Below are 22,932 nucleotides of genomic sequence, written 5' to 3'. Positions count from 1 at the left end.
GCCCTGGACGCCTCCGGGGCCCGCTGACCTCGCCGCCCCGCCGGCGGCCCGCTCGCGCCCGACCGCCGCGGGTGCGGCGCAACCGGCTCCTGACATCGGTGACTTCTGCTGGTCAGGAAACTCCGGGGCCGCTCCCCGGTTGATGGCCGTAACCGGACGGTTACCTTGCCGAGGCCCCGCGGGCCCCCGCCTCCCGCCTCCCTCGGCCCTCGGCGGCCTGGCTCAGATCGACCGCCAGGCTCCGCTTCCGCACAGCGCCTGAGGCGGTCGGGCGGTCGGGCGGTCGGCCGCCGGCCCCGACGTCGGACCCCCTGGGCCGGGCCGTCCGGGGCGCTTCCGCCGGCGGTCAGGTGCCCGCGGTCGCCCGGAACGTGCGCCGGTAGGCCGACGGCGAGGTCCGCATCGTCCGGGCGAAGTGGTGCCGGAACGTGGCCGGGCTCTCGAAACCGACCGCCGAGCCGACCTCCTCGATCGGCGCGCCGCCCTCCTCCAGCAGCGGCAGCGCCGCCAGGACCCGCTGGCCGACCACCCAGCGCAGCGGGCTCGTCCCCGTCCGCAGCTGGAAGCGCCGCAGGAACGTGCGTGGCGCCAGGCACGCCTCGCGCGCCATCCGGGCCACCGTGATCGGCTCGGCGAGATGGTCGAGCGCCCACGCCATGGCCCGCGCGACCGGGTCGTCCTCCTCCGGCGGAAGCACCGCTGCCTCCACGAACTGCGCCTGCCCGCCGTCCCGGTGCGGCGGGACGACCAGCCGCCGCGCCACCGCGTTGGCGACCCGCGCGCCGTGGTCCTTGCGGACGAGGTGCAGGCACATGTCGAGCCCCGCCGCGCTGCCCGCCCCGGTGAGCACGTCGTCGCCGTCCACGTAGAGGACGTCGGGCGTCACCTGGACGAGCGGGTAGCGGCGGCGCAGCAGGTCGGCGTACCGCCAGTGCGTCGTGGCCGCCCGTCCGTCCAGGAGCCCCGCGGCGGCCAGGGCGAAGGCGCCGGAGCAGATGGACACCACGCGGGCGCCCCGCGCGTGCGCCTCGCGGAGCGCCGCGACGACCTCGGGCGGCGGGTCCGCGCGGACGTCGGGGACGGCGACGACAAGCACCGTGTCCGCCGACGCGAACGCGTCCAGCCCGTGCTCGGCCGTCATCGTGAAACCGCCCACCGCCCGCATCGGTCCGCGTTCCAGCGAGCAGACCCGCAGGTCGTACCAGGGGACGTCCAGCTCGGGCCGGGGCAGCCCGAACACCTCGACGACCGTGCCGAGCTCGAACGGCGCCATGCCGTCGAACACCAGCACCGACACCGTGTGCCGGCGGGAGGGGGAAGCGAGACGCATGGCGAGATCTTAGCGATAGGCGGCATTCACGCCACTTCCGGACGGGCGGCCGCGAACCCGAGGATCGAGGTGGCCACGAGAGAGAGTTCTCACGTTTCCTAAGGAGCCCGCACATGAACACAGCCACCCCGGCGCCCGCGGCGACGCAGGCGCCCGCCGCCACCGCCGACGAGGCGCTCCGGCACTTCGCCGCCCGCCTGGCGTTCGAGACGGACGTGTCGGATGTGGCAGCCCAACTCGCCGAAGGGACGCCCGGCCTCGTGGTCGTCGACACCCGCAGCGCCGAGAGCTGGGCGCAGGGCCACGTCCAGGGCGCCGTCCACCTGCCCACCGCCGAGATCGCCGATCGCGCCGCCGCGCTCGTCCCGGAGGGCGCGACCGTGGTGGTCTACTGCTGGGGGCCGGGCTGCAACGGCGCCCAGAAGGCGGCGCTGGAGTTCGCGAAGCTCGGCCGCCCGGTGAAGGAGATGCTCGGCGGATTCGAGTACTGGGCGCGGGAGGGCTACCCGGTGGAGACCGGTGGCGGCGCCGTCACCCGGCGTTCCCCGGACCCGCTCACGGCCCCTGTCGACGGCGTTTCGTGTGCATGCTGAGCATGAAGTGACGAATGTTCCTTCCGGGATGGGGCATAAGGTCGTTCCCCGACGACGTTAGACTCTAGGAATCAATCTTCGGCGCCGCCGCTGGCGCCAGGCTCGTCCTTGCAGGCCACGCCCACTGAGGTGCCTCCCGAGACGTGCCCCCTCTCGGAAGGTAATGCGTGACCACAGCTGCCGCTGCACAGAACCCGACCATGCCCGCCATCGCGGACGAGGAGACGGTTCCCACCTTCGCCGAGCTCGGCCTCCCGCCGGTGCTGGTGAGCGCCCTGGCCCGCCAGGGCATCGAAGCCCCGTTCCCGATCCAGGCCGCCGCGATCCCCGACGTCATGTCGGGCCGCGACGTCCTCGGGCGCGGCAAGACCGGGTCCGGCAAGACCCTGGCGTTCGGGCTCCCGCTGCTCGCCCGCCTCTCCGGCCGCAAGGCCGCCCCCAAGCGCCCCCTCGCGCTGATCCTCGTCCCGACCCGCGAGCTGGCCCAGCAGGTCCAGACGAACCTGGAGCCGCTCGGCCGCGGGCTCGGCCTGCGCTTCAAGACCGTCATCGGCCAGACCTCGATGTTCAAGCAGATCGACGCGCTGCGCCGCGGCGTCGAGGTGCTCGTGGCCACCCCGGGCCGGCTCAAGGACCTGATGCGGCAGGGCGCCTGCGACCTGTCCGACGTCGAGATCGCCGTGCTCGACGAGGCCGACCACATGGCCGACATGGGCTTCCTGCCCGACGTCACCGACATCCTGGACGCCGCCCAGCCCGGCGGGCAGCGGCTGCTGTTCTCCGCCACCCTCGACAAGGACGTCGACGTCCTGGTCAGGCGGTACCTGAACGAGCCGGTCACGCACGCGATCGGCCCGGTGGACGAGTCCGTCGACACCATGGACCACCACCTGCTGCTCGTGGCGCCCAAGGAGAAGGGCGCCATCACCGCCGAGATCGCCAACCGCGAGGGCCGGACGATCCTGTTCGCCCGCACCAAGCACGGCGTCGACCGGCTCGCCAAGCAGCTCACCCAGGCCGGCGTCCGCGCGGCGGGCCTGCACGGCGGCAAGAGCCAGGGCCTGCGCACCCGCACCCTCGCCGAGTTCCGCGAGGGCTCCATCAGCGTGCTGGTCGCCACCGACGTCGCCGCCCGCGGCATCCACGTCGACGACGTGACCCTCGTCATGCACGTCGACCCGCCCGCCGACCACAAGGACTACATGCACCGCGCCGGGCGCACCGCCCGCGCCGGCGAGCGCGGCACCGTCGTCACGCTCGTCCTGCCGCACCAGGTGCGCTCCACGTCCGCGATGACGCGCCGCGCCGGCATCAACGCCCCCCGGACCCGGGTGACCACCGGCGACGCCGAGCTGGTCAAGCTGACCGGGGCCCGGCAGCCGTCCGGCATCCCGATCGAGGAGCCGCTCATCCCCGAGCGCCCCGCGCGCCGCGAGGGCGGCCGGGGCCGGCCGGGCGCGCGCCGGGGCCGCGGCCCCCGCACGTTCGACCGCGAGGGCGGCAACCGCCGCCGCGACGGCGAGGGCGGGCGCGGCGAGCACCGCTCCTTCTCCTCCGGCGAGCGCCGCGGCGGTCCCCGGACCGGCGGCGGCTCCCACGGCAACCGCCGCGGCGCCTCCTTCGGGGGCGACCGCCGGACCGCCCGCACCAGCTGACCGACCACGGAAGAGCCCCGCACGCGAGTGCGGGGCTCTTTCGCATGTCCTGTCCGCCCGGCGGGGGCGGAACGGTCAGCCGGCCTCCTCGCTCAGGACGTCGCCGTCCCGGGCGGCGGTCTCGGCCCGCAGACGGTCCTGGAGGATCTGGAGGCCTTCCAGGCCGTTGACCGAGAGGGCCGCGAGCTCGTCCAGCGACATGAGGGAGTCGGTGCGCAGGGGCGGCTGCCAGCCGTTCTCCTTGTCGTGGCTGCGCAGGATCTTGGCGGGCACGCCGCCGATGACCGAGTGGTCGGGGAACTCGCCGCGGACGACGGCGCCCCCGGCGACCGCGACGTTGCGGCCGAGGCGGGTGCCGGGCAGGATGATCGCCCCGGTGCCGATCCAGCAGCCGTCCCCGATCACGACCGGGTTGTTCTCCGGCCACTGCCGCCCGATCGGGGTGTGCAGGTCGCCGTAGGTGTGGTTCTGGTCGGTGATGTAGACGTTCGGGCCGGTGAAGACGTCGTCGCCGATGTCGATGGACTGGTGCCCGACGATGTGGGTGCCGCGGCCGAGCGAGCAGCTCGCGCCGATCCGGACGATGACGTCCGGGCCGAGGTCGAGGCCGGGCACGAAGCCGGCCGAGATGGTGACGTGCGTGCCGACCAGCGTGTGGTCGCCGATCGAGATCCAGGGCTCGCCGTAGATGCTCCCGGTCGGGAAGCCGATGCAGGCGCCCTCACCCAGGTAGGCGAACTCGCGGCGGCCCGGCGTGTGCGGGGTGATCTCCCCGTGCCGCTGGATCCATTCCCAGGCGCGGTGCACTGCCGTGTGCACGCCCTGGCGGGCCCGCTGCCTCGCGCGGTCCGCCAGTACCTGCCGCAGGGGGCGTTTCGGCGACATGGCGTTCACCGTACCGGGTGGTAGCCATCGGGGCCGCACGGGGACGGAGAAGGGCCCGGCCGTGCGGCCGGGCCCCTCCTCCTGCGTGCTCAGTGCGGCGAATGCACCTGGCCGTCGACGTCGGCGCCGCTGACCGTCATGGAGTCGGCCGAGGTGGCGCTGTGCGCCTGCTCGCCCGACCCCTTGGCCATGTCGCGGATGGCGCCGCGCCGCGTCGCCACCGCGCCGGCAACGCCGACGGCGGCGACCACGCCCATCATCGCCATGAGGGCGCCGCGTCCGGGCTTGGTCCGCTTCGGCGGCTCCACCCGTCCGGCGACGTCACTCAGGAACGTGCTCACCCGCGGGGCGAGCCCGGTCTCCACATACCGGGCCGCCTGCCGGAGCCTCGGTGCGCTCCATCCGCGGACGACCAACACGCGCTCGTTCGCGATGGGGCCGATCCGCTCGGCCGCGACGGAGGCGCCCTGGCGCCACCTGTCGGCGCCCTGGCGGGCCGCCTCCTGGACGCGGCCGAGCCGGTTCACGACCTCGTCCTGCGGCTTCCGGCGGATACTGATCATTAGGGACACGCTAACCTCCCTGTTTGCGAGGTCCTGTCAGGCAGCCTTCCCTGCGACCGAAAGGTAAACACGGCGAGCGTGACGAACTTTTCACGCAGGGTGACGATTTCCGGCATGGCCGAGACCCCGCATCAGACGTCACAGAACCCATCTCACGAGGAGGCGGCCAGCGTGGCCAACGAGATCTTCGCGACGCTCAACACGTCGCTCGGCAAGATCGTGATTCAGCTGTACCCGGAGCACGCGCCCGAGACGGTGGCGAACTTCGTCGAGCTGGCGGAGGGCACCCGCACCTGGACCGACCCGAACACCGGGCAGAAGACGGACCGGCCGCTCTACAACGGGACGATCTTCCACCGGGTCATCGACCAGTTCATGCTCCAGGGCGGCGACCCGCTCGGCACCGGCACCGGCGGCCCGGGCTACCAGTTCAAGGACGAGTTCCACCCGGACCTGAAGTTCAACCGCCCGTACCTGCTGGCGATGGCGAACGCCGGGCCCGGCACCAACGGCTCCCAGTTCTTCATCACGCTGAGCGTCGCGCACACCCAGCACCTGACCGGCCGGCACACCATCTTCGGCAAGGTCATCGAGGGGACCGACGTCGTCGACCGGATCGGCAAGGTCCCGACCGGCCGGATGGACCGTCCGAAGGAGGACGTCGTCATCGAATCGGTGACGATCGAGCGCCGTTAGTCGTTGGTCCAGGTGAGACCCCGTGACGGGTAAGAGCCGAACCGTACCGGCCCCACGGAGCCGCTGATGAGCACAGACCAGAGTCCCGCCCCCGAGACCTCGGTGCCGACCTGCTACCGGCACCCGGGGCGCGAGGCGTATGTCCGCTGCACCCGGTGCGACCGCTTCATCTGTCCCGACTGCATGCGGGACGCGGCGGTCGGGCACCAGTGCGTGGAGTGCGTCGCCGAGGGCAACCGGGGGGTCCGCAAGGCGGTTCCCCGGACGGTGCTCGGCGCGCGGGGCCCGGCGTCCGCCGTGCCGGTCGTCACCTACACGCTGATCGGCCTGTGCGTCGCGGCGTACCTCGCCGAGCTGGCGTCCTGGCGCGTGGTCTGGGAGTTCATGATGCTCGGCCAGGCCGTCCTGCCGGACGGCCGGGTCGGCGGGGTCGCCGAGGGCGAGTGGTACCGGCTGTTCACCACGATGTTCCTGCACCAGCGCGGCGGATCGTTCGGCATCACCCACATCCTGTTCAACATGTGGGCGCTGTGGGCCGTCGGTCCCGCGCTGGAGCAGGTGCTCGGACGGTGGCGCTACCTCGCCCTGTACCTGCTGTCGGGGCTCGGCGGTTCGGTGCTGCTGTACCTGGTCGGCTCCCCGCACGACTCGGCGGTCGGCGCGTCCGGGGCCATCTTCGGCCTCTTCGGGGCGTACTTCGTGATCGGCCGCAGGCTCGGCGGACCGGTCGGCCCCATCGTGGTGCTGCTGGTGATCAACCTGGTGATCACGTTCTCGGTGCCGGGGATCTCCTGGCAGGGCCACGTCGGCGGCCTCGCGGTGGGGGCGGCGCTGGCCGCGGCCTACGCCTATACGCCGGACGCGCGGCGCAGGCTGGTCCACCTCGCGGCGCCGCTGGCCGTGCTGGCGCTGCTTGCGGCGCTCGTGATCCTCAGAACGGCCGAGCTGAGCCCCTCGGTGTAGCCGCGGGCGCGGACGCCGCGCACGCGCAGGGCCACCATGCCCGCGCGCGGCGGCGTCCGCGCTCCGGCGCCTGTGGACACTCCCTGTGGAAAACTTGGGGAAAGGCGCGGTGAGCGACCCTCAACCTGTGGATAACTCGCGATCAGCGCCAGCGGGTCGAAAGGATCACACCGAGGATGATCGCGGTGAAGCCGATCCCCAGGTTCCAGTTGTGCAGGTCGGTCATGTACGGCACATCCGTACCGGTGCTGGCCGTCACATAGAAGACAGCGATCCAGATCAGGCCGACGAGCCACAGCGCGACCATGGTCGGCACGAGCCAGCGCGGGCTGACCTCGGGCGCCTTGGACTTCTGCGGGGGCGTGTAGACGGCCTTCTTGCGCACTTTGGACTTGGCCACGGTGGGATCGATCTCCTCGGGCGTCCGGCGGCCGGAGCGCCGGGCCGCGCATGGGTGGTTTGTCGGTTAGCGTAGTCGCTGGTGAGCAGCGTACGGCGTCCAGCGTGGGGAAGCATCATCCCAGTTCTCACGCTCCTTGCGGGAACCCTGTTCGCGGCGAGCGCGAGCACGGCCCGCGGTACGAGCCTGCGCGAGCAGGGCCGGACCAGGATCACCGAGCTCATCACCGCGGAGCAGCGCCGGGCCCGGCAGGATCGCGCCGAGTACCGGCGGTTGCGCCGCCAAGTCGACGGTATCTCCCGGGAGGCCGGACGTCACGACGCCAGGGTGAAAAACGCTCAGGCGGAGGCCGACCGGCTGGCCGCCGAGGCCGGGTTCACCCCCGCCGCCGGACGGGCCGTCCGGGTCACGCTGGACGACGCGCCGCTCCCGAAGTCGGGCGAGCTGCCCCGCGGCGTCAGCCCGGACGACCTCGTCGTGCACCAGAGCGACGTCCAGTCCGTCGTCAACGCGCTGTGGGCGGGCGGCGCCCGCGCCATGCAGATCATGGACCAGCGGGTGATCTCGACCAGCGCGGTGCGGTGCGTGGGCAATACGCTGATCCTCCAGGGCGTCGTGTACTCCCCGCCGTTCCGGATCACCGCCGTCGGCGACCCGGACCGGCTGCGCGCGGCGCTCGGCGCGTCCCGCGAGATCGCGGTCTACCGCAAGTACGTCCGCGCCTACGGGCTCGGCTACGCGGTGCGGACCGTGGGGCGCGCCACGTTGCCGCCCTACACCGGCAACGTGACCATGAAGCACGCTACGGTGCCGACGGAACCGCCCAAAGGCGACTGAACCCCCCGGCAGAGGAGGACGCGGTGCGCACGGTGATCCGTGGCATGGGCGAGCTGTGCATCACCGCCGGACTGATCGTCATGCTGTTCGTGACGTACGAGCTGTGGGGCACCGGCCAGTACACCAAGGGCGCGCAGGACCGGCTCGGCGACGAGATGCTGAAGAACTGGCGGGCCACCAAGGTCACCACCGAGAAGGTCGAGCTCGGCAGGGGACTCGCCGTGATCCGCATCCCCAAGTTCGGCGAGCACTACCGCTTCGTGGTGATCGAGGGCGTCGACCGCGCCGACCTGCGCAAGGGCCCCGGCCACTACCCGGGCAGCGCGCTGCCCGGCCAGGTCGGCAACTTCGTGGTCTCCGGGCACCGGACGACCTACTCCGCGCCGTTCAACCGGCTCGGCGAGCTCGACCGCGGCGACGAGATCCTCATCGACACCCGGGACGAGCAGTACGTCTACAAGGTCACCGACCGGCGGATCGTGCGGCCGTCGGCGGTGGAGGTGACCGCGCCCGTCCCGTTCCACCCGAAGCGGCGGCCGACCGAGCGGCTCATCACGCTCACCACCTGCCACCCGAAGTACTCCGCCGCGCAACGAATGATCATCTTCGGCGAGCTGACCGAGGCGCTGCCGCGCGCGGCAGCGGCCCGGCAGGCCGCCGGGACGTAGGAGGCCCCGTGTACGCCTGGATCTGGCGCCGGCTGCCCGGCGCCTGGCAGACCAAGACCGCGACCGCCCTCGGCCTGCTCGTCGCGATCGCCGCCATCCTCTGGTACGTGGTGTTCCCCTGGGTCGAGCCCAAGGTCCAGTTCGACCACGGCGTCGTGCAGGATCCGGCGCCGTCCGGCTCCGCCACCCCGGGCTGACCGGCGATGCGCGTCCTCGTCGTCGACAACCACGACAGCTTCGTCTACAACATCGTCCAGTACCTGCTGGAACTCGGCGCGGAGTGCGTCGTCAAGGACCGGTCGGACGTCGCCGTCCAGGACGCCGAACAGGCCGACGGCGTCCTGCTGAGCCCCGGGCCCGGCCACCCGGCGGACGCCGGAGTGTGCCTCGACCTCGTCCGGGACGCCGAACGCCGCGGCGCCCCGCTGCTCGGCGTCTGCCTCGGCCACCAGGTGATCGCCCACGTGCACGGCGCGACGGTCGCCCGCGCGCCCGAGATCGTCCACGGCTCGACGAGCGAGATCCACCATGACGGCGCCGGCGTCTTCCGAGGCCTGCCGGACCCGTTCTCCGCGACGCGCTACCACTCGCTGGCCGTCGTGCCCGGGACCGTCCCGCCGGACGTCCTGGAGGTGACGGCCCGAACCCGCGACGGCGTCGTCATGGGGCTGCGCCATCGGAGCCGCCCCGTGGAGGGCGTCCAGTTCCATCCCGAGTCGATCCTGTCCACCGCCGGACACCGGCTGCTGCGGAACTGGCTGGCCACCTGCGATGACCTGCGGCTTCACCGGGCGGGCCGGGGCTAGGCGGGATCTTCTCCTCCAACTCAGAAAATTTCGGTTGAAATCCGTAACGTCCCATGGGGTCGCGACGAAGACCATAGCGAAGGGCTTCCGCCATTGCCCCCGAGTGGCGGAGGCCCTTCTCTCATGCCCGGGCACGTCCGGGACCGCTCGGGCCCCGCGGCCCGTCCGCGAACGCCGAGGGCCCCGCCTCCAACTGGAGGCGGGGCCCTCGTTCATACCCGGGTCAGCCCTGGCCGTCCCCGTTGCCCGGGAAGCCGGGGAAGCCCGGCGTCGGCGTGCCCTGCCCGGGCGGCGGCGACTGCTGCTGCTTCTCCGCAACGAAGATCGTCACCGTGTCGCCCGGCGCGACCGTCGCGCCCTCACCCGGCTGCTGGTCGTAGACGAAGCCCGGGGCCACCTGCTTGTCGGGCGGCGGCGCGCCCTTCTGCACCTGGCACTTCAGGCCGAGGCCCTCCAGCTTGCCGCACGCGGCGCGCTGGCTGTTGTTGAACAGGCTCGGCACCTTCAGGCTCGACGGGCCGGTCGACACCGTCAGGGTGACGCTCGACCCCTTCTTCGCCTTCGAGCCGCCGGTCGGGTCGGTCGAGATCACGTTGCCCCGCGGCACGGTGTCGCTCGACTCGACCCTCTTGTCGACCTCGAACCCGCGGCCCTCCAGTATCTTCTTCGCCGTGGCGTACGGCTTGCCGGTCACGTCCGGGACATCGACCTCCGTGGGCGGCTTCGGGCCCTTGGAGACGATCAGCGTCACCGTGGCGCCCTTGGCGGCGTTCGTGCCGGGCTCCGGATCGGAGCTGATCACGTTGCCCTTGTCGACGCCGTCGTTGAAGGCGGTCTGCGGTGCGCCGACCTTGAATCCGAGCTTGGTGAGCTGGTTCGTCGCGTCGCTCTGCGAGACGTTGACGATGCTCTTCGGGATCGCGACCTGGTCGGCCGCCTTGTCCCCGCCGCTCATCAGCCAGCCGATGAGCGCGGCGCCGCCGATGAACAGCACCGCGAGCCCCACCCACAGCGCGGCCTTCCGCCCGGCGCCGTCGCGTTCGGGGCCGTCGTCGTAGTGGACGGGCGGCAGGCCGTAGCCGTCGTCCTGCGGCCGCCGCACCTGCGTGCGCGCCGGGCCGCCGCCGTAGGCGCCCATCATCTGGGTGCCCTGCGGCTGGCCGCTCATCAGCATCGTGGACGCCGCCGTCGACGAGACGGGCTGGCCCTGCAGGACGCGCTGGATCTCCTGCCGGAACTCCGTCGCGTTCTGGTAGCGGTGGTCGGCGTCCTTCGCCATCGCCTTCAGCACGATCGCGTCCGCCCACTGCGGGATCTGCGGGTCCACCTGCGACGGCGGGACCGGCTCCTCCCGGACGTGCTGGTAGGCGATCGCGACCGGGGAGTCGCCGGTGAACGGCGGCTTGCCGGTGAGCAGCTCGTACAGCACGCAGCCGGTCGAGTAGATGTCGCTGCGGGCGTCCACCCGCTCGCCGCGCGCCTGCTCGGGCGACAGGTACTGCGCGGTGCCGATCACCTGGGCGGTCTGCGTCATCGTGGACGCCGTGTCGGCCATGGCCCGGGCGATGCCGAAGTCCATGACCTTGACCTCGTGCTGCCGGGTGAGCATCACGTTGGCCGGCTTGATGTCGCGGTGCACGATGCCGCCGCGGTGGCTGTAGTCCAGCGCCCGCAGGATCCCGTCGGTGATCTCCAGGGCCTTGTCCGGCAGCAGCGCGCGGTTCTCCCTCAGCAGGTCGCGCAGCGTGCTCCCGTCCACGTACTCCATCACGATGTACGGGATGGGGGTGTCGCCGATCATGTCCTCGCCGGTGTCGTACACGGCGATGACCGAGGGGTGGTTCAGCGACGCGGCCGACTGGGCCTCGCGCCGGAACCGGGCCTGGAACGTGGGGTCACGGGCCAGGTCGGACCGCAGCGTCTTGACCGCGACGACGCGATCGAGGCGGCGGTCCCGGGCACGGTAGACCTCGGCCATGCCGCCGCGCCCGATGACCGTTTCGAGCTCGTAGCGGCCGCCGAGCAGCCGAGGTTGACTCATATGTGCACTTTCCCTCGTACGTCTACACCTTGTCTCCAGAACCTAGCTTCCCCTCCTGGGTCGGCGGGGGATCCGGGCTTGGAGTTGACGGAGTCGTGGTGCTCCCCGTCGGTGCGGGTGTGGGCTCAGGGGCGGTGGGAGTCGCCCGGGGCGGATTCCTTGATGGCTTATGTGAAAGGGACGCCTTGGGGGTCGCCTGCGTTGACGGACGGATCCTATGCGTCCGGTGCCGCGGCGGAACAGCCGGCCTGGGAGTGGTCCTGGCGGTGTGCCGCGGCGGGGTGGCGGGGGCGGTGGACGCCGGGTCGCCGACGCTGCCGTCCCCGACCGGCCGGGTGGCGGGAGGTGCGGGTGGATCCCGCTCGTCCTCGCCCGGCCCGGCGAACGCCAGCCCCTTCCACAGGGAGCCGACGACGATGACGCAGACCAGTACCACGGCGGCCGCGACGGATGCGTACGCCAGTGCCGGGCGCCGTTGCCCGGGCACCGGCCCGCTGGTGAGGTTATCCGCCCTCCCGCCGGCGTCAAATCCCGACAAAGTTGACGATTCTACGACAGGGTGATCGTTGCTGCTGGCGCCGGGGCCTCGCCGAGCGCCGTTCCGGCCCGTGTCCGGCCGGACGCTCCGATGGGCCGCGCCGCCCGCGGCGGTGCTGAGCGACGCGCGGATGCCGAGCGCCCGGGCGGCCACCGTGTCGGCGTCCGGGGGACGGTCCCGCGGCTCCTTCGCCAGCATCTCCATGATCAGCTCGCGGGCCGCCTCGGGCACCCGCGCCGGCAGCTCCGCGGGCGCGTCCCGGACGTGCTTGAGGGCCACCTCCACCGGCGTCCGCCCGTCGAACGGCGGCGCGCCCGTCAGGCACTCGTAGGCCACCACGCCCAGGGAGTACAGGTCCGCGGAGGGGGAGAGCTTCAGGCCCTGCGCCTGCTCCGGCGAGATGTAGTGCGCCGTCCCCATGACCATCCCGGTCTGGGTCTGCGACGCCGCGGCCAGCCGGCGGGCGATACCGAAGTCGGTGATCTTCAGGGTGCCGTCCGGGGCCACCATCAGGTTGGCCGGCTTGACGTCGCGGTGCACGATCCCCGCCGCGTGCGCGACCGAGAGCGCCCGCGCTGCCTGGACGATCAGGTCGAGCACGGCCTCCAGCGGCAGCCCGCCGTCGCGCGCGAGGATCTCGTCCAGCGGCTCGCCGGGCACCAGCTCCATCACCAGGAACGTCCGGCCGGCCTGCTCGCCGTAGTCGAACGCCCGCGCGATCCCCGGGTGCCGCAGCTCCGCGGCGAACCGCGCCTCCGACTCGAACCGGCCCCGCGCCCGCACGTCCGAACCGAGCTCCAGGCGCAGCAGCTTCACCGCCACCGGCCGCCCGGACAGCGCGTCGGACGCGCGCCAGACCTCGCCCATCCCGCCGATCGCCAGCCGCTCCAGCAGCCGGTACCGGTCGTTCAGGACGAGGCCCGTACTCACTTCTGCAGCACCTTCGCCATGATCGCCGCCGCGACGGGGCCCGCGTTGGCGGCGCCCGAGCCCGGGGTCTCGACCATCACGGCGAACGCGTAGCGCGGGTTCTCGGTCGGGCTGAACCCGACGAACCAGTTGGCGTTCGGGTTGCCGGGGCCCTGCTCGGCGGTACCGGTCTTGCCGGCGATCCGCTTGCCCGCCAGGTTCTTCGCGGTGCCCTCGGAGACCACCGCGCGCATCATGTCCTCCAGCTGGCCGGCCTGGTCGCCGGACATCGCCTTCCCGAACTCCTTCGGCGAGGCGTTGTAGAGCTCGCTCTGGTCCTTGGCGCGGACCCGCTGCACCACGTACGGGTTCATGATCTTGCCGCCGTTGGCGACCGCGCAGGCGACCATCGCCATCTGCAGCGGGGTGGCCCGCACGTTCTCCTGGCCGATGCCGGAGCGGGCCGTGCCGTCCTTGCCGGTCTGGATGGTGTTGCCCTTGGCGTCCTTGATCGAGACCGGGATGTCGCTCTCCGCGGCGTACATGTCGGGCTCCAGCTGCACGTGCTTGCCGAACCCGAAGGACTCGGCGCCGTCGTGCAGCTCCTGGATGCCCATGTCGAGCGCCATCTTCGCGAACGAGGTGTTGCAGGACTCGGCGAACGCGCCGCGCAGCGGGGCGGACCCGGCGCAGCTGCCGCTGTCGTGCGAGTTCGGCAGCGGGCGGCCCGACTCCGGCAGGATCAGCTGGCCGGTGTTCACCGTCGACGAGCTGTTCAGGCCGAGCTTCTGCATCCCGACCGCCGACACCACCGTCTTGAACGACGAGCCGGGCGGGAACGTCTGGCTGAGCGCGTTGTCGACCAGGGGCTTGATGACGCCCTCGCCCTTGTCGAGCTGCTCCAGCCGCTTGCCGCCCTTCTCACCCGTCTGCGGCGCGACCTCGTTCGGGTCGAACGACGGCCACGACGCCGCCACCTTGACCGCGCCCGTCTTCACGTCGATCACCACGGCGCCGCCGCGGCGGCCGTTCGACGTCCCGGCCTTCAGCTGCTCGTAGGCGGTGCGCTGCGCCTGCGGGTCGATGGTCAGCTCGACGTTCGCGCCCTCGGCCTTCTTGCCGATGAACGTGTCGAACCAGCGCTGCTGCGTGATCCGCTTGTCCTTGCCGCCGAGCAGCGAGTTGTAGGCCCGCTCGACCTGCGTGGCGTTGCCGTTGAAGTAGCCGGTGATCGGCGCGAAGACCGGTCCGTCCTTGTAGGTCCGGCCGTACTTCGGGTTGTCCTTGCCGGTCTCCTTCGAGACCACCAGCACCTCGCCGCCCGCCGAGATCTGGCCGCGCGGCGAGTTGAACACGTCCGCGTACTGGCGGCTGTTGCGCGCGTCGGTGCGCAGGTCCTCGGCCTGGCTGCCCTGGACGTAGTTGACCTGGGCCATCAGGCCGAAGAACAGCAGCAATGCGAAGATCGCCACCCGCCGAACCGGCTTGTCCATGTTCATAGGGGGGAAGTCACCTCGTGCTCACGATCTGGGTCATGCCCTCGTCCTGGATCGCCTGGGGGGCCGGCTTGCGCGCGTCGTGGCTCATCCGCACCAGGATCGCGATCAGGATCCAGTTGGCCATCAGCGACGAGCCGCCCTGGGACAGGAAGGGCGTCGTCAGACCGGTGAGCGGGATGAGCCGCGTGACGCCCCCGACGATCACGAAGACCTGCAGGGCCAGCACGAACGACACGCCGCCCGCGAACAGCTTCAGGAACGGGTCCCGCGCCGCCACGGCCGTCTTCATCCCGCGTTGCACGATCAACGCGTATATCAGCAGCAGCACCATCAGCCCGGTGAGCCCGAGCTCCTCGCCCAGCGAGTCGAAGATGAAGTCGCTGAACGACAGGGGCGTCCGCCACGGCTCGCCCTGGCCGAGCCCGGTGCCGAGGACGCCGCCCTGGCCGAGCGCGAACAGCCCCTTCATGAGCTGCGCGCTGTCGGAGTACTCCCCGCCGAGCTCGGCGCAGGCCGAGAAGCCCGGCGAGGCGCTGCCCTGCGCCTTGAACCTCTTGTAGATCTCGGTGTCGGGGTTGACCGGGACGACCCTGCCGCTCTCCAGCAGGCAGCCGCCGTCGAAGTAGGGCTTCGGGTTCTGCCAGATGTCGATGCGCTGGTTCACGTGGCCCATGAACGGCAGCAGCGTCGCGATGAAGACGCCGATCGACAGCAGCCCGACACCGATCAGCACCCAGGACACCCGTTGGGTCGCGATGTACAGCATCGACACGAACAGGCCGAAGAACAGCAGCGCGGTGCCGAGGTCCTTCTGCATGAACAGCACGCCCAGGCAGAAGAACCAGATCACCATGATCGGGCCGAGGTCGCGGGCCCGCGGCAGGCTGAACGGGCCGACCTTCTTGCCGATCAGCGACATCGCCTGCCGCTTGTTCACCAGGTAGCCGGCGAAGAACACGACCAGCAGCAGCTTCGCGAACTCGCCCGGCTGCACCGAGAACGGACCCAGATGGATCCACACCCGGGCGCCGTTGATCTCCGCGCCGATGCCGGGGACGATCGGCAGCAGCAGCAGGATGACCGCGCTGAGCCCGATCAGGTACGTGTAGCGCTGCGCGGTCTTCGGCGTGAACGACAGGGGCGCGTCCGGCTTGTCGGTGTCGCGCATGATCAGCACGGCGGCGACGAACAGGCCGATCCCGACGAACGTCCACATCAGCTGGCCGGGCGCGTCGGCGGCGTCGGGGAGCAGCTTCTTGCCCGCGGCCGCCGCGACCTTGCGGTCATGGCTGGTGTCGAGGTCCAGCCGGTAGATCATCGCCAGCCCGATGCCGTTCAGCGCCACGGCGAGCGGCAGCAGCAGCGGGTCGGCGTACGGGGTGAACTTGGCCTGGATGAGGTAGGCGGCGAGGGCCAGCACGACCAGCCCGCCGCCGTAGATGAACAGGCCGCCGGGGATGTTCCCGTCACGCGCGAGGCCGACCTCCGCGAACGCCGACAGCGTCAGGACCATCGCGAAGACGAGAAGTGCCAGCGACGCCGCGTTGCGCCGCTGGTACGGGAGGTGGGCCCTGATCTGGTCGCCGATCGATTGCATCTACGAGCTCCCCCCGCTCGAGGGGCAGTCCTTGATGGACGGGCTGCGCTTCCTGCACTCTTCCCGGCGTGCGCCGAGCTGGTCGAGCCTGGCCTGCGCCGCCTTCTGCCCGATGAACACGAGGGTGCCATTCTGGACCGCGGAGACGTCCGAGGCGGGCAGCTCGTCGATCCGGACGCCGCTCTTCTTGACCTCGGTCTGCCGGCAGTTCTGCTGCTCCCGGCCCTTCACCATGACGACCTCGCCGTCCTTCTCGACCAGCGAGTACTTGCAGACGGCGGTCTCCAGCTGCTTCAGCGCGTTCGGGCCGTCGACGGTGTAGGTGTCCTTGACCTGCTGCTGGAGGTCCTGCGGGAGGTCGGCGACCAGGATCGGCTGCTTCGGCTGGTCCTTCTCGGCCGCCTCGCGGGACAGGCTGAGGCCCGGCACCTTCTGCGTCGTCCCGCGGTAGAGGACGACCTCGCCGGCCTTGTTCGCGCCGATGTAGTAGCCGTTCCGGACGTTCTGCAGCAGCACGAACCCGCCCGCCACGACGCCCACGACGACCACGCCCGCCACGACGACCAGCCACGTCCAGCGGCGCGTGCCGCTCCGCCTCGCCTGCATCTGCTGCGCCTGCGGCATCGCGCCCGGCGCCGGCGGGGGGCCCATCGGGTCGCCCATCGGCATCGGAGCCTGCGGCGGCGGCATCTCGTCGACCGCCACCGGCGGCTGCGGCCGGGTGTCGCGCAGCTGCGCGGCCCGCCCGGCCGGGGTGTCGGCGACGGTCGTGTTCGGGCCCGTCCCGCCGCCCGGCGGCTCCGGCGGCGCCGCGTTCGCCGCCGCGCCCACCGCGTGGCCGGGGCCGCCCGTCGGGGGCTGGCGCTCCAGGTCCACGACGTCGGCGACGACGCAGGTGATGTTGTCGGGGCCGCCGCCCCGGTTCGCCAGGTCGATCAGCTGCCGGACGGCCTGCTCGGGGTCGTCCACGTCCGTGAGCACCTGGAAGATCGTCTCCGCCGTGACGACGCCCGACAGGCCGTCCGAGCACAGCAGGTACCGGTCGCCGACCTTCGCCTCGCGCAGCGACAGGTCGGGGTCGACCTCGCCGCGGCCGTCCAGCGCCCGCAGCAGCAGCGACCGCTGCGGATGCGAGGCCGCCTCGTCCGGGCTGATCCGGCCCTCGTCGACCAGCGACTGCACCAGCGTGTGGTCGTGCGTGATCTGGAACAGGCTGCCGTCGCGCAGCAGGTAGGCGCGCGAGTCGCCGATGTGCACCAGGGCGACCTGGTTGCCCGCCCACAGCATCGCCGTCAGCGTCGTCCCCATGCCCTGCAGGGCCGGGTCGGACTCCACGATGCGGTGCAGGTTGTCGTTCGCCGTCTTGACGGTGTGCTCCAGCGCGGCCAGCAGCTCGGTGGCGGGGAGGTCCTTGTCGAGCGCCCGGAGGGCCTCTATCGCGGCGGCGCTCGCGATCTCGCCGCCGACGTGCCCGCCCATCCCGTCGGCCACCGCGAGCAGGTGCGCGCCCGCGTACGCCGAGTCCTCGTTGCCCTCGCGCAGCATGCCCACGTCGGAGCGCGCGGCGTAGCGGATTCCCAGAGTCATTTGCGCAGCTCGATCACGGTCTTGCCGATACGGACCGGGACGCCCGGCGGGACCGGCATCGGCCGGCTCACCTTCGTGCGTCCGAGATACGTCCCGTTGGTCGAGCCGAGGTCTTCCACGATCCACTGGCCGTCCTGCGCGAAAATTCGGGCATGGCGGCTCGAAGCGTAGTCGTCGGTCACGACGAGCGTGGCGTCATTGGCACGGCCGATGGTGATGGGCACCCCCGTGAGGTCGATGACGGTGCCGGCCCGCTCGCCCTGGACGACCACCAGCTTCGTCGGGGCGCCGTTCTGGGCGCTGCGCTGCGGGCGCGGCGGCTTCGGCTGCCGGGCAGCCCTGGGGGGACGGGGCTGGGACGCGCGTGTGGCCGCCTTGGTCGCGGCCTTCGAACCGAACAGGTCGGCCCTGATCACGCCGACGGCCGCGATGACGAACAGCCACAGCACCGCCAGGAACGCCAGCTTGATCAGCGTGAGGGTGAATGGGGACATCGGAGTCGGGGTTACTCCCTATCGCGGCGGAACACAAGGGTCGTGCGGCCCATCGTGACCCGGGAGCCGTCGACCAGCGTGACCCGCCGGATCGGCTGCCCGTTCACGAACGAGCCGTTGGTCGACCCTAGATCCACGAGAGCGATTTCGGGACCTTCTACGCGGATCTCGGCATGGTGCCGGGACACGCCAGGGTCGACGAGGCGCAGGTCGCAGTCGGTGCCGCGACCCAGCAGGGTCACTGGGGTGTTGATCTCATAGGTGCGCTGAGTCGTGTCCGATCCCTCCACCGCCGTGGTCACCAGCAGGCGCGGATGCCCCCCGAACACCCCGCCCCGGCCGCCCTGCGGCACGTCGCTCACCGGCCGGCGGATCTCCCCGCCCTCGACCGTCGAGCCCCGGATCACCCCCGACCTGATGCGGAACATGCCCGTGGCGAGATCGCCCGCGTTCTCGAACCGCACGCGCACCGGACCGACGAAGGAGTACCCCTGCTCCTTCGCGTACTCGCGCGCCAGATTCGCCAGCTCCTGGCTCAGGCTGTCGGCGTACACCTGGAGCCGCTGCCCGTCCTGCTGAGAGATCTCGACGACGAAGTCGTTCGGAACGAGCGTGCGGCCCTGTGCCACGATCGCCGCCCGATCGTCCATCTCGCGCTGCACAGCACTGGCCACCTCGACCGGCTGCAGCTCAGACTTGAAGGCACGGGCGAAGGCCCCTTCGACCATGCCCTCGAGCCGTCGCTCGAAGCGCTGAATGACGCCCACGGGCACCTCCCTTCCCCACTGGTAGACGATCGTATCGGTGCGAAGGTTCGCTCGGCGTATCTGGATACCTAACCACTCCCGCCCCCGTGCTAGCCTTTTCAGGCACCCGGAAACGGGACGGCGCCCACGGGCGGGTGGCGGAACGGCAGACGCGCACGGTTCAGGTCCGTGTGTCCGAAAGGATGTGAGGGTTCAAATCCCTCCTCGCCCACTCAGGGGTAGTGACGCAGGTCCTTCCCTAACAGTGACGGAATGAGCCCCCCGGCGACAAGCCGGGGGGCTCTTCCGTGTTCTGGGAGGCGAAGCCGCTCAGCGTAGTACGGCCGCCAGCAGGTCGGCCCCCAGTGCGGTCAGATCGGTCAGCTTCGCGGTGTACCGAACGTAACGGCCCTGCCGCTGGGCCGTGAGCAGGCCTGCGCGGCGCAGGACGGCGAGGTGGCGGGAGACCTCCGGGGGCGAGAGCTCCCAAGCGTGGGCCAGCTCACCGGTGGTGTGCGCGCCGCGGGCCAGGGTGCGCAGCAGCCGCAGCCGGACCGGATGCGCGAGCGCCTCCAGCCGTAGCGTGACCGTTTCCAGCGACACCGGTTCCGATGGACTCGCCTCGGCGACGGGGTACTGCACCACCGGCTGCCACCCGGGCGCGTAGACCGCCACCAGGTGCGGGCGGCCGAAGACGCTGGGGAGGAAGGTGACCCCGGCGCCGCGGGCGGCGGTCGCGCTGTCCTGCAGCTTGTCCACGATGATGTGGTCGCCGTCCGGTGCCAGGGTCACGGCGCTGGAGACCGACGCGAGTGCCGCCCTGACGCCCTGCTGCTTCAGCAGGTCGTTCTTCAGACGCAGGTCGGTGGCCAGTTGCGCGGCGACGCCCGTCCAGGCGAGGTCGAAGAAGGCCTCGGCGCACTGTTCGAGGGTGTCGCGCACCCGGGCTCGCACGCCGGCCGGGTCCGCGAGCAGCCGTTCCGCGAACGCCTCCTGGAGCGCGCCGCGGGCCTGGGCCAGGTCCAGGGCCCGCTCGCGCGCCGCCGCGTCGGCGAGCGGCGACGGTGCGGCGAAGTGGACCCGGTTGCTGCCGCACGTGGTGATGAGCGCGGCGGTCACATAGGTCTCGTCGTCGATCCGGTCCACCTCGTCCAACTCCTCGGCGAGGGTCGGCCGGGGACGAGCGGGGACCAGGAAGTCCGCTCGTGAGGAACGCCAGAGGAACTCCGCCTCCCTGAGCCTTTCGGCAAGCTCCGGTCGCAGTCCGGCCCAGACGCCCCCGGCCCAGCCGGCGAGCTGCGGGTGATGCCCGGGTTCGGCCAGCACGTGCAGCATCGCGGTCAGCTCGGCCAGCGGGGAGGCGGCGAACCGCAGTCGCCCCGATGGCAGGCCGCCGATGTCGATCCTCAACGTCATCCCCTCATCCTCGCTGGTCGGATGGCCTACGGCCGTCTCGGTTGACGGTCTTCGTCAACCGGGACGGCCGGCCGGGCGGCCGGACGCACCGTTGACGCCATGGCGACCACCACCAAGATCCACCCGCGCGCCCTCGTCCGTGCCTCCGGAGGCCCCCGCTACGCCGTCGCCCTGGCGGTGGACGCGCTCGGCACCGGCTTGCTGCGGCCCTTTCTACTGCTCTACGGGGTGATGGTGCTGAGGCTGTCCGCGTCGGGCACCGGCATCGCCATGACGGCCGGGGTCGTCGCGGGGCTGGTGTGCATGCCCGCTGTCGGCCGTTGGATCGACCGGGGCGCACGCAGCACGGTCGTGGCGGCATCGATGCTGGTGCGGGTGCTGGGCGTGGCGCTGCTGCTGGCCGCTCCCGCAGGGCACGTCTGGCCGTTCGCGACGGCGGCGCTCTTCCTCGGCATCGGCAACCAGGCGTGGCCGGCCGCCCACGCCGCCCTCGTGGCCACGGTCGCGCACGGCCGCGAACGCGACGCCGCTCTCGCGGGAGGGCGCGCCCTGCGCAACGCCGGCCTGGGCGTGGGCGCCCTCCTCGCCACCGCATGCCTTACGGGCGGCGCCACCGCTCTGCAGGCGCTGGCGGCCGTCACCGGGCTCGCCTATCTCGTTGCGGCGGCTTTGGCATGGTCGGTCCGCCTGCGCACGCGTCCGGCCGCCGTTCCGGCCACGGGTGGGGCCGGCCCCGCACCTCGGATGCGTGTGTTGCTGGCGGCCAACGTGGTCTACGTCTTCTGCCTCAACGTCCCCGAAATCGCGGTGCCCCTGGTCCTGGTGACCCAGTTGCACGCATCCCCGCTGTGGTCGGCGGGCGTTTTCGTGGCGAACACGGTGCTGGTGGTCACCCTGCAGGTACCGGTCACCGTCCTGATGTCCCGCTTCTCCCGGCGGACCGTGCTGGCTCTCGCCGGCGTGGTACTCGCCGCGTCCTACCTCGGTTTCCTGGCGGCCACGTCGCCGGGACACCGCTGGAGTGCCCCGGCCGTCGCCGCGGTCTCCGTGCTCTGCGCCATCGGCGAGATCATCTATGCCGGCAGCGCCACCGCGCTCGTCACCGCCCTCGCCCCGGCCCCGGTCCTCGGACGCGCCCTCTCCCGCTTCCAGCTCTCCACCGGCTTCGGCCTCGCCGTCTCCCCGGCGGTCATCACCGCTCTCGCCTCCCACGGCCCCGTCGCCCTCTGGGGCGGCCTCGCCGCTTCGACGCTCCTCTCCGCCTCGGCCGTCGCCACCGAGAAAGATCAGGGAACACGGCCGAGCGGTCGCCGCCCGGCGGGAGCGGGCTCGTGAGCGGACGGGGTCGGTGCCGAGGCCGGCGGGCTCAGACCCGTGATGCTCGGGTGTCGACGGGGTCGGCTGAGGAGGCGCCGCGAAGCCGCCGGATCTCTTGCAGGCTGAAGGCGGAGGCGACGGCGATGATGACGGTCGTCACACAGGCCCACTGGACCGTGCGGATACCGAACGCCGTGGTGGCGGGCCCGGCGATGCCGTAGGCGATGGGGAGGCCGATGGCGCCGATCATGCCGATGGTGGAGAGCACGCGGCTGAGCTGGTCGTCGGGGACGACGGCCTGCAGGTGGCTCTGGTAAGTGATCATTTGCAGGGTGGCGGCGGCTCCGGCGCCCGCGGCGGCCGCCGCTACGACCGCGAGCGGCGCCTCGCTCGCCATGGCCGCCAGGAACACCACGTCCGGCAGGTAACCGCCGACGACCACCAGGCCGACACGGCTCGGCCGGGTCAGCAGGGAGGTCACCGAACCGAGGATGAATCCGACGCCGATCGCGGATTGGACGATGCCCCATGCGACCGGGCCCCCGAGCGCGGACCCGGCGTAGACAGGGCCGACGACGTTGACGGCCGTCACCCAGGCCATCCCCGTGATCGCGCTGAGCAGAGCCAGCACCCACATCCAGCGGCGGCTGCGGAACGCGCTCCACCCCTCGGCCAGGTCCCGGCCCAACGGCTGCCGTGGCCCGGCCTGCCGGGCCGCGGGGATGCGGACGCCGGCCAGCAGCGCGGCGGACAGGAAGAAGGTGCCGGCGTCCCAGGCCAGGATCCAGCCGGGACCGCACGTGGCGATCACCGCTCCTGCCACCGACGGCCCGACGATCATCACCGTGTTGTTGGTGATCTGGTGGAGGGCGTTGGCGGTGGTGAGGTTCCGCTTCGCGACCAGGGTCGGCAGGACGGCCTGGGAGGCGGGAGTGAAGAAGGCGCCGGACGCACCGCCCAGCAGCGCGAGCGCGGCCAGCGAGGGGAGGTTCGCGGTGCCGGTGAGGATCGCCGCGGCCGACAGGGCCTGGGCCATGCCGCTGGCGATCTGGCAGACGACCATGACGGGGATGCGCGGGAAGCGGTCGGCGGTCACCCCGGCCGGGGGGCTGAGGAGCAGGACCACGGTCGGTGCGCCGAGCAGGACCACGGCGATGCCGCCGGCGCCGCCGCCGAGGTGCAGGATCGCCCAGGCGAGCGCCACCGGGGCGACGGTGGAGCCGGTGACCGACACCCACCGGCCGATGAACCAGCGGCGGAACCGCCGGTCGGCCAGCAGCCGTGCCGCATCGTTGACGCCGCCCATCAGGACGCCTCGGGTCGGCGGCCGGTCCGCCCGGTGGAGATGCCGGTGGATGCGCTCATCGAAGTCCCCGATGGCCGTCGTCTGAC

22 protein-coding genes and 1 tRNA gene are annotated in these 22,932 nt (G+C 71.9%); 10 read left to right on the top strand and 13 right to left on the bottom strand.

All coding sequences use genetic code 11. From position 1 onward, the window contains the following. Positions 1–346: 346 nt before the first annotated feature. Positions 347–1,330: a helix-turn-helix domain-containing protein gene (locus tag AB0C21_RS09265; protein WP_500203533.1), complete on the bottom strand. Its 984-nt coding sequence runs from the start codon at positions 1,328–1,330 to the stop codon at positions 347–349. A gap of 113 nt (positions 1,331–1,443) precedes the next feature. On the opposite strand from AB0C21_RS09265, the gene AB0C21_RS09260 reads away from it, so the two are divergent. Continuing rightward, complete coding sequence (locus AB0C21_RS09260) at positions 1,444–1,923, top strand: rhodanese-like domain-containing protein (RefSeq protein WP_500203532.1); 480 nt, start codon at positions 1,444–1,446, stop codon at positions 1,921–1,923. 200 nt (positions 1,924–2,123) lie between these two features. Further along, on the top strand, positions 2,124–3,578 hold the full coding sequence (locus AB0C21_RS09255) for a DEAD/DEAH box helicase (RefSeq protein WP_149262721.1): 1,455 nt from the start codon (positions 2,124–2,126) through the stop codon (positions 3,576–3,578). Between the two features lie 75 nt (positions 3,579–3,653). On the opposite strand, the gene AB0C21_RS09250 is transcribed toward AB0C21_RS09255, so the two are convergent. Together AB0C21_RS09250 and AB0C21_RS09245 are read right to left on the bottom strand one after the other, a co-directional pair. Then, on the bottom strand, positions 3,654–4,463 hold the full coding sequence (locus tag AB0C21_RS09250; protein ID WP_500203531.1) for an acyltransferase: 810 nt from the start codon (positions 4,461–4,463) through the stop codon (positions 3,654–3,656). Between the two features lie 89 nt (positions 4,464–4,552). Continuing rightward, the gene (locus AB0C21_RS09245) at positions 4,553–5,026 is read right to left on the bottom strand and encodes a hypothetical protein (RefSeq protein ID WP_500203530.1); all 474 of its coding nucleotides are present in this window, start codon (positions 5,024–5,026) and stop codon (positions 4,553–4,555) included. 171 nt (positions 5,027–5,197) lie between these two features. Here AB0C21_RS09245 and AB0C21_RS09240 point away from each other — a divergent pair, with 171 nt between their 5' ends. Then, a complete protein-coding gene (locus AB0C21_RS09240; RefSeq protein WP_149262718.1) occupies positions 5,198–5,722 on the top strand; it encodes a peptidylprolyl isomerase in 525 nt (174 codons plus the stop codon). A gap of 66 nt (positions 5,723–5,788) precedes the next feature. Then, positions 5,789–6,685, top strand: coding sequence for a rhomboid family intramembrane serine protease (locus tag AB0C21_RS09235; protein ID WP_500203529.1), 897 nt, complete (start codon positions 5,789–5,791; stop codon positions 6,683–6,685). Between the two features lie 142 nt (positions 6,686–6,827). Here the strand turns inward: AB0C21_RS09235 and AB0C21_RS09230 are convergent, their stop codons facing one another. Further along, a complete protein-coding gene (locus AB0C21_RS09230; protein WP_121432795.1) occupies positions 6,828–7,085 on the bottom strand; it encodes a cell division protein CrgA in 258 nt (85 codons plus the stop codon). Between the two features lie 81 nt (positions 7,086–7,166). Here AB0C21_RS09230 and AB0C21_RS09225 point away from each other — a divergent pair, with 81 nt between their 5' ends. From AB0C21_RS09225 to AB0C21_RS09210, 4 genes are read left to right on the top strand one after another with little or no spacing between them, the layout of a single operon-like run. Next, positions 7,167–7,922, top strand: a complete 756-nt coding sequence (locus tag AB0C21_RS09225; protein ID WP_500203528.1) for a DUF881 domain-containing protein — start codon at positions 7,167–7,169, stop codon at positions 7,920–7,922. A 23-nt stretch (positions 7,923–7,945) separates the two neighbouring features. Continuing rightward, positions 7,946–8,590 (top strand): class E sortase, encoded by a 645-nt coding sequence (locus tag AB0C21_RS09220; RefSeq protein WP_500203527.1) that lies wholly within the window; start codon positions 7,946–7,948, stop codon positions 8,588–8,590. Between the two features lie 8 nt (positions 8,591–8,598). Next, positions 8,599–8,787, top strand: a complete 189-nt coding sequence (locus AB0C21_RS09215) for a hypothetical protein (RefSeq protein ID WP_500203526.1) — start codon at positions 8,599–8,601, stop codon at positions 8,785–8,787. 6 nt (positions 8,788–8,793) lie between these two features. Beyond that, positions 8,794–9,396: an anthranilate synthase component II gene (locus tag AB0C21_RS09210; RefSeq protein ID WP_500203525.1), complete on the top strand. Its 603-nt coding sequence runs from the start codon at positions 8,794–8,796 to the stop codon at positions 9,394–9,396. A 223-nt stretch (positions 9,397–9,619) separates the two neighbouring features. Here the strand turns inward: AB0C21_RS09210 and pknB are convergent, their stop codons facing one another. Genes pknB through AB0C21_RS09175 form a run of 7 tightly spaced genes read right to left on the bottom strand, consistent with a single transcriptional unit; the run spans position 9,620 to position 18,828 of the window. Further along, positions 9,620–11,437, bottom strand: coding sequence for a Stk1 family PASTA domain-containing Ser/Thr kinase (pknB, locus tag AB0C21_RS09205; RefSeq protein ID WP_500203524.1), 1,818 nt, complete (start codon positions 11,435–11,437; stop codon positions 9,620–9,622). A 22-nt stretch (positions 11,438–11,459) separates the two neighbouring features. Beyond that, positions 11,460–12,905: a serine/threonine-protein kinase gene (locus AB0C21_RS09200; RefSeq protein WP_500203523.1), complete on the bottom strand. Its 1,446-nt coding sequence runs from the start codon at positions 12,903–12,905 to the stop codon at positions 11,460–11,462. After that, a complete protein-coding gene (locus tag AB0C21_RS09195) occupies positions 12,902–14,377 on the bottom strand; it encodes a peptidoglycan D,D-transpeptidase FtsI family protein (protein ID WP_500203522.1) in 1,476 nt (491 codons plus the stop codon). Before AB0C21_RS09195 ends, AB0C21_RS09200 begins: the two co-directional genes overlap by 4 nt. A 16-nt stretch (positions 14,378–14,393) precedes the next feature. Then, complete coding sequence (locus AB0C21_RS09190; protein ID WP_500203521.1) at positions 14,394–15,980, bottom strand: FtsW/RodA/SpoVE family cell cycle protein; 1,587 nt, start codon at positions 15,978–15,980, stop codon at positions 14,394–14,396. Beyond that, positions 15,981–17,567, bottom strand: a complete 1,587-nt coding sequence (locus tag AB0C21_RS09185; RefSeq protein ID WP_500203520.1) for a Stp1/IreP family PP2C-type Ser/Thr phosphatase — start codon at positions 17,565–17,567, stop codon at positions 15,981–15,983. Then, entirely contained in the window at positions 17,564–18,061 is a 498-nt protein-coding gene (locus tag AB0C21_RS09180) for an FHA domain-containing protein FhaB/FipA (RefSeq protein ID WP_500203519.1), read from the bottom strand. Before AB0C21_RS09180 ends, AB0C21_RS09185 begins: the two co-directional genes overlap by 4 nt. Before the next feature lie 11 nt (positions 18,062–18,072). After that, positions 18,073–18,828: an FHA domain-containing protein gene (locus tag AB0C21_RS09175; protein WP_067627928.1), complete on the bottom strand. Its 756-nt coding sequence runs from the start codon at positions 18,826–18,828 to the stop codon at positions 18,073–18,075. Between the two features lie 128 nt (positions 18,829–18,956). Here AB0C21_RS09175 and AB0C21_RS09170 point away from each other — a divergent pair. Beyond that, positions 18,957–19,039, top strand: a tRNA-Leu gene (locus AB0C21_RS09170). Positions 19,040–19,137: 98 nt separating this feature from the next. On the opposite strand, the gene AB0C21_RS09165 is transcribed toward AB0C21_RS09170, so the two are convergent. Then, the gene (locus tag AB0C21_RS09165; RefSeq protein WP_500203518.1) at positions 19,138–20,223 is read right to left on the bottom strand and encodes a DUF5937 family protein; all 1,086 of its coding nucleotides are present in this window, start codon (positions 20,221–20,223) and stop codon (positions 19,138–19,140) included. Positions 20,224–20,322: 99 nt separating this feature from the next. Between AB0C21_RS09165 and AB0C21_RS09160 the strand changes: the two genes are divergently transcribed. Continuing rightward, entirely contained in the window at positions 20,323–21,558 is a 1,236-nt protein-coding gene (locus tag AB0C21_RS09160; protein ID WP_500203517.1) for an MFS transporter, read from the top strand. Positions 21,559–21,589: 31 nt separating this feature from the next. On the opposite strand, the gene AB0C21_RS09155 is transcribed toward AB0C21_RS09160, so the two are convergent. Further along, positions 21,590–22,846: an MFS transporter gene (locus AB0C21_RS09155; RefSeq protein WP_500203516.1), complete on the bottom strand. Its 1,257-nt coding sequence runs from the start codon at positions 22,844–22,846 to the stop codon at positions 21,590–21,592. Positions 22,847–22,932 lie beyond the last annotated feature (86 nt).

Source organism: Spirillospora sp. NPDC049024 (assembly GCF_040649235.1).
Classification (GTDB): domain Bacteria; phylum Actinomycetota; class Actinomycetes; order Streptosporangiales; family Streptosporangiaceae; genus Spirillospora.
Note: the sequence above shows the minus strand (reverse complement) of the source record. Positions and strands in the feature narration are given on the sequence as shown.

Excerpts from the sequence above, each read along its gene's own strand:
- AB0C21_RS09180 (WP_500203519.1), bottom strand. The coding sequence starts at position 18,061 with ATGTCCCCATTCACCCTCACGCTGATCAAGCTGGCGTTCCTGGCGGTG.
- AB0C21_RS09235 (WP_500203529.1), top strand. The coding sequence starts at position 5,789 with ATGAGCACAGACCAGAGTCCCGCCCCCGAGACCTCGGTGCCGACCTGC.
- AB0C21_RS09195 (WP_500203522.1), bottom strand. The coding sequence starts at position 14,377 with ATGGACAAGCCGGTTCGGCGGGTGGCGATCTTCGCATTGCTGCTGTTC.
- AB0C21_RS09185 (WP_500203520.1), bottom strand. The coding sequence starts at position 17,567 with ATGACTCTGGGAATCCGCTACGCCGCGCGCTCCGACGTGGGCATGCTG.
- AB0C21_RS09190 (WP_500203521.1), bottom strand. The coding sequence starts at position 15,980 with ATGCAATCGATCGGCGACCAGATCAGGGCCCACCTCCCGTACCAGCGG.
- pknB (WP_500203524.1), bottom strand. The coding sequence starts at position 11,437 with ATGAGTCAACCTCGGCTGCTCGGCGGCCGCTACGAGCTCGAAACGGTC.
- AB0C21_RS09265 (WP_500203533.1), bottom strand. The coding sequence starts at position 1,330 with ATGCGTCTCGCTTCCCCCTCCCGCCGGCACACGGTGTCGGTGCTGGTG.
- AB0C21_RS09245 (WP_500203530.1), bottom strand. The coding sequence starts at position 5,026 with ATGATCAGTATCCGCCGGAAGCCGCAGGACGAGGTCGTGAACCGGCTC.
- AB0C21_RS09210 (WP_500203525.1), top strand. The coding sequence starts at position 8,794 with ATGCGCGTCCTCGTCGTCGACAACCACGACAGCTTCGTCTACAACATC.
- AB0C21_RS09250 (WP_500203531.1), bottom strand. The coding sequence starts at position 4,463 with ATGTCGCCGAAACGCCCCCTGCGGCAGGTACTGGCGGACCGCGCGAGG.
- AB0C21_RS09160 (WP_500203517.1), top strand. The coding sequence starts at position 20,323 with ATGGCGACCACCACCAAGATCCACCCGCGCGCCCTCGTCCGTGCCTCC.
- AB0C21_RS09255 (WP_149262721.1), top strand. The coding sequence starts at position 2,124 with ATGCCCGCCATCGCGGACGAGGAGACGGTTCCCACCTTCGCCGAGCTC.
- AB0C21_RS09260 (WP_500203532.1), top strand. The coding sequence starts at position 1,444 with ATGAACACAGCCACCCCGGCGCCCGCGGCGACGCAGGCGCCCGCCGCC.
- AB0C21_RS09155 (WP_500203516.1), bottom strand. The coding sequence starts at position 22,846 with ATGGGCGGCGTCAACGATGCGGCACGGCTGCTGGCCGACCGGCGGTTC.
- AB0C21_RS09165 (WP_500203518.1), bottom strand. The coding sequence starts at position 20,223 with ATGACGTTGAGGATCGACATCGGCGGCCTGCCATCGGGGCGACTGCGG.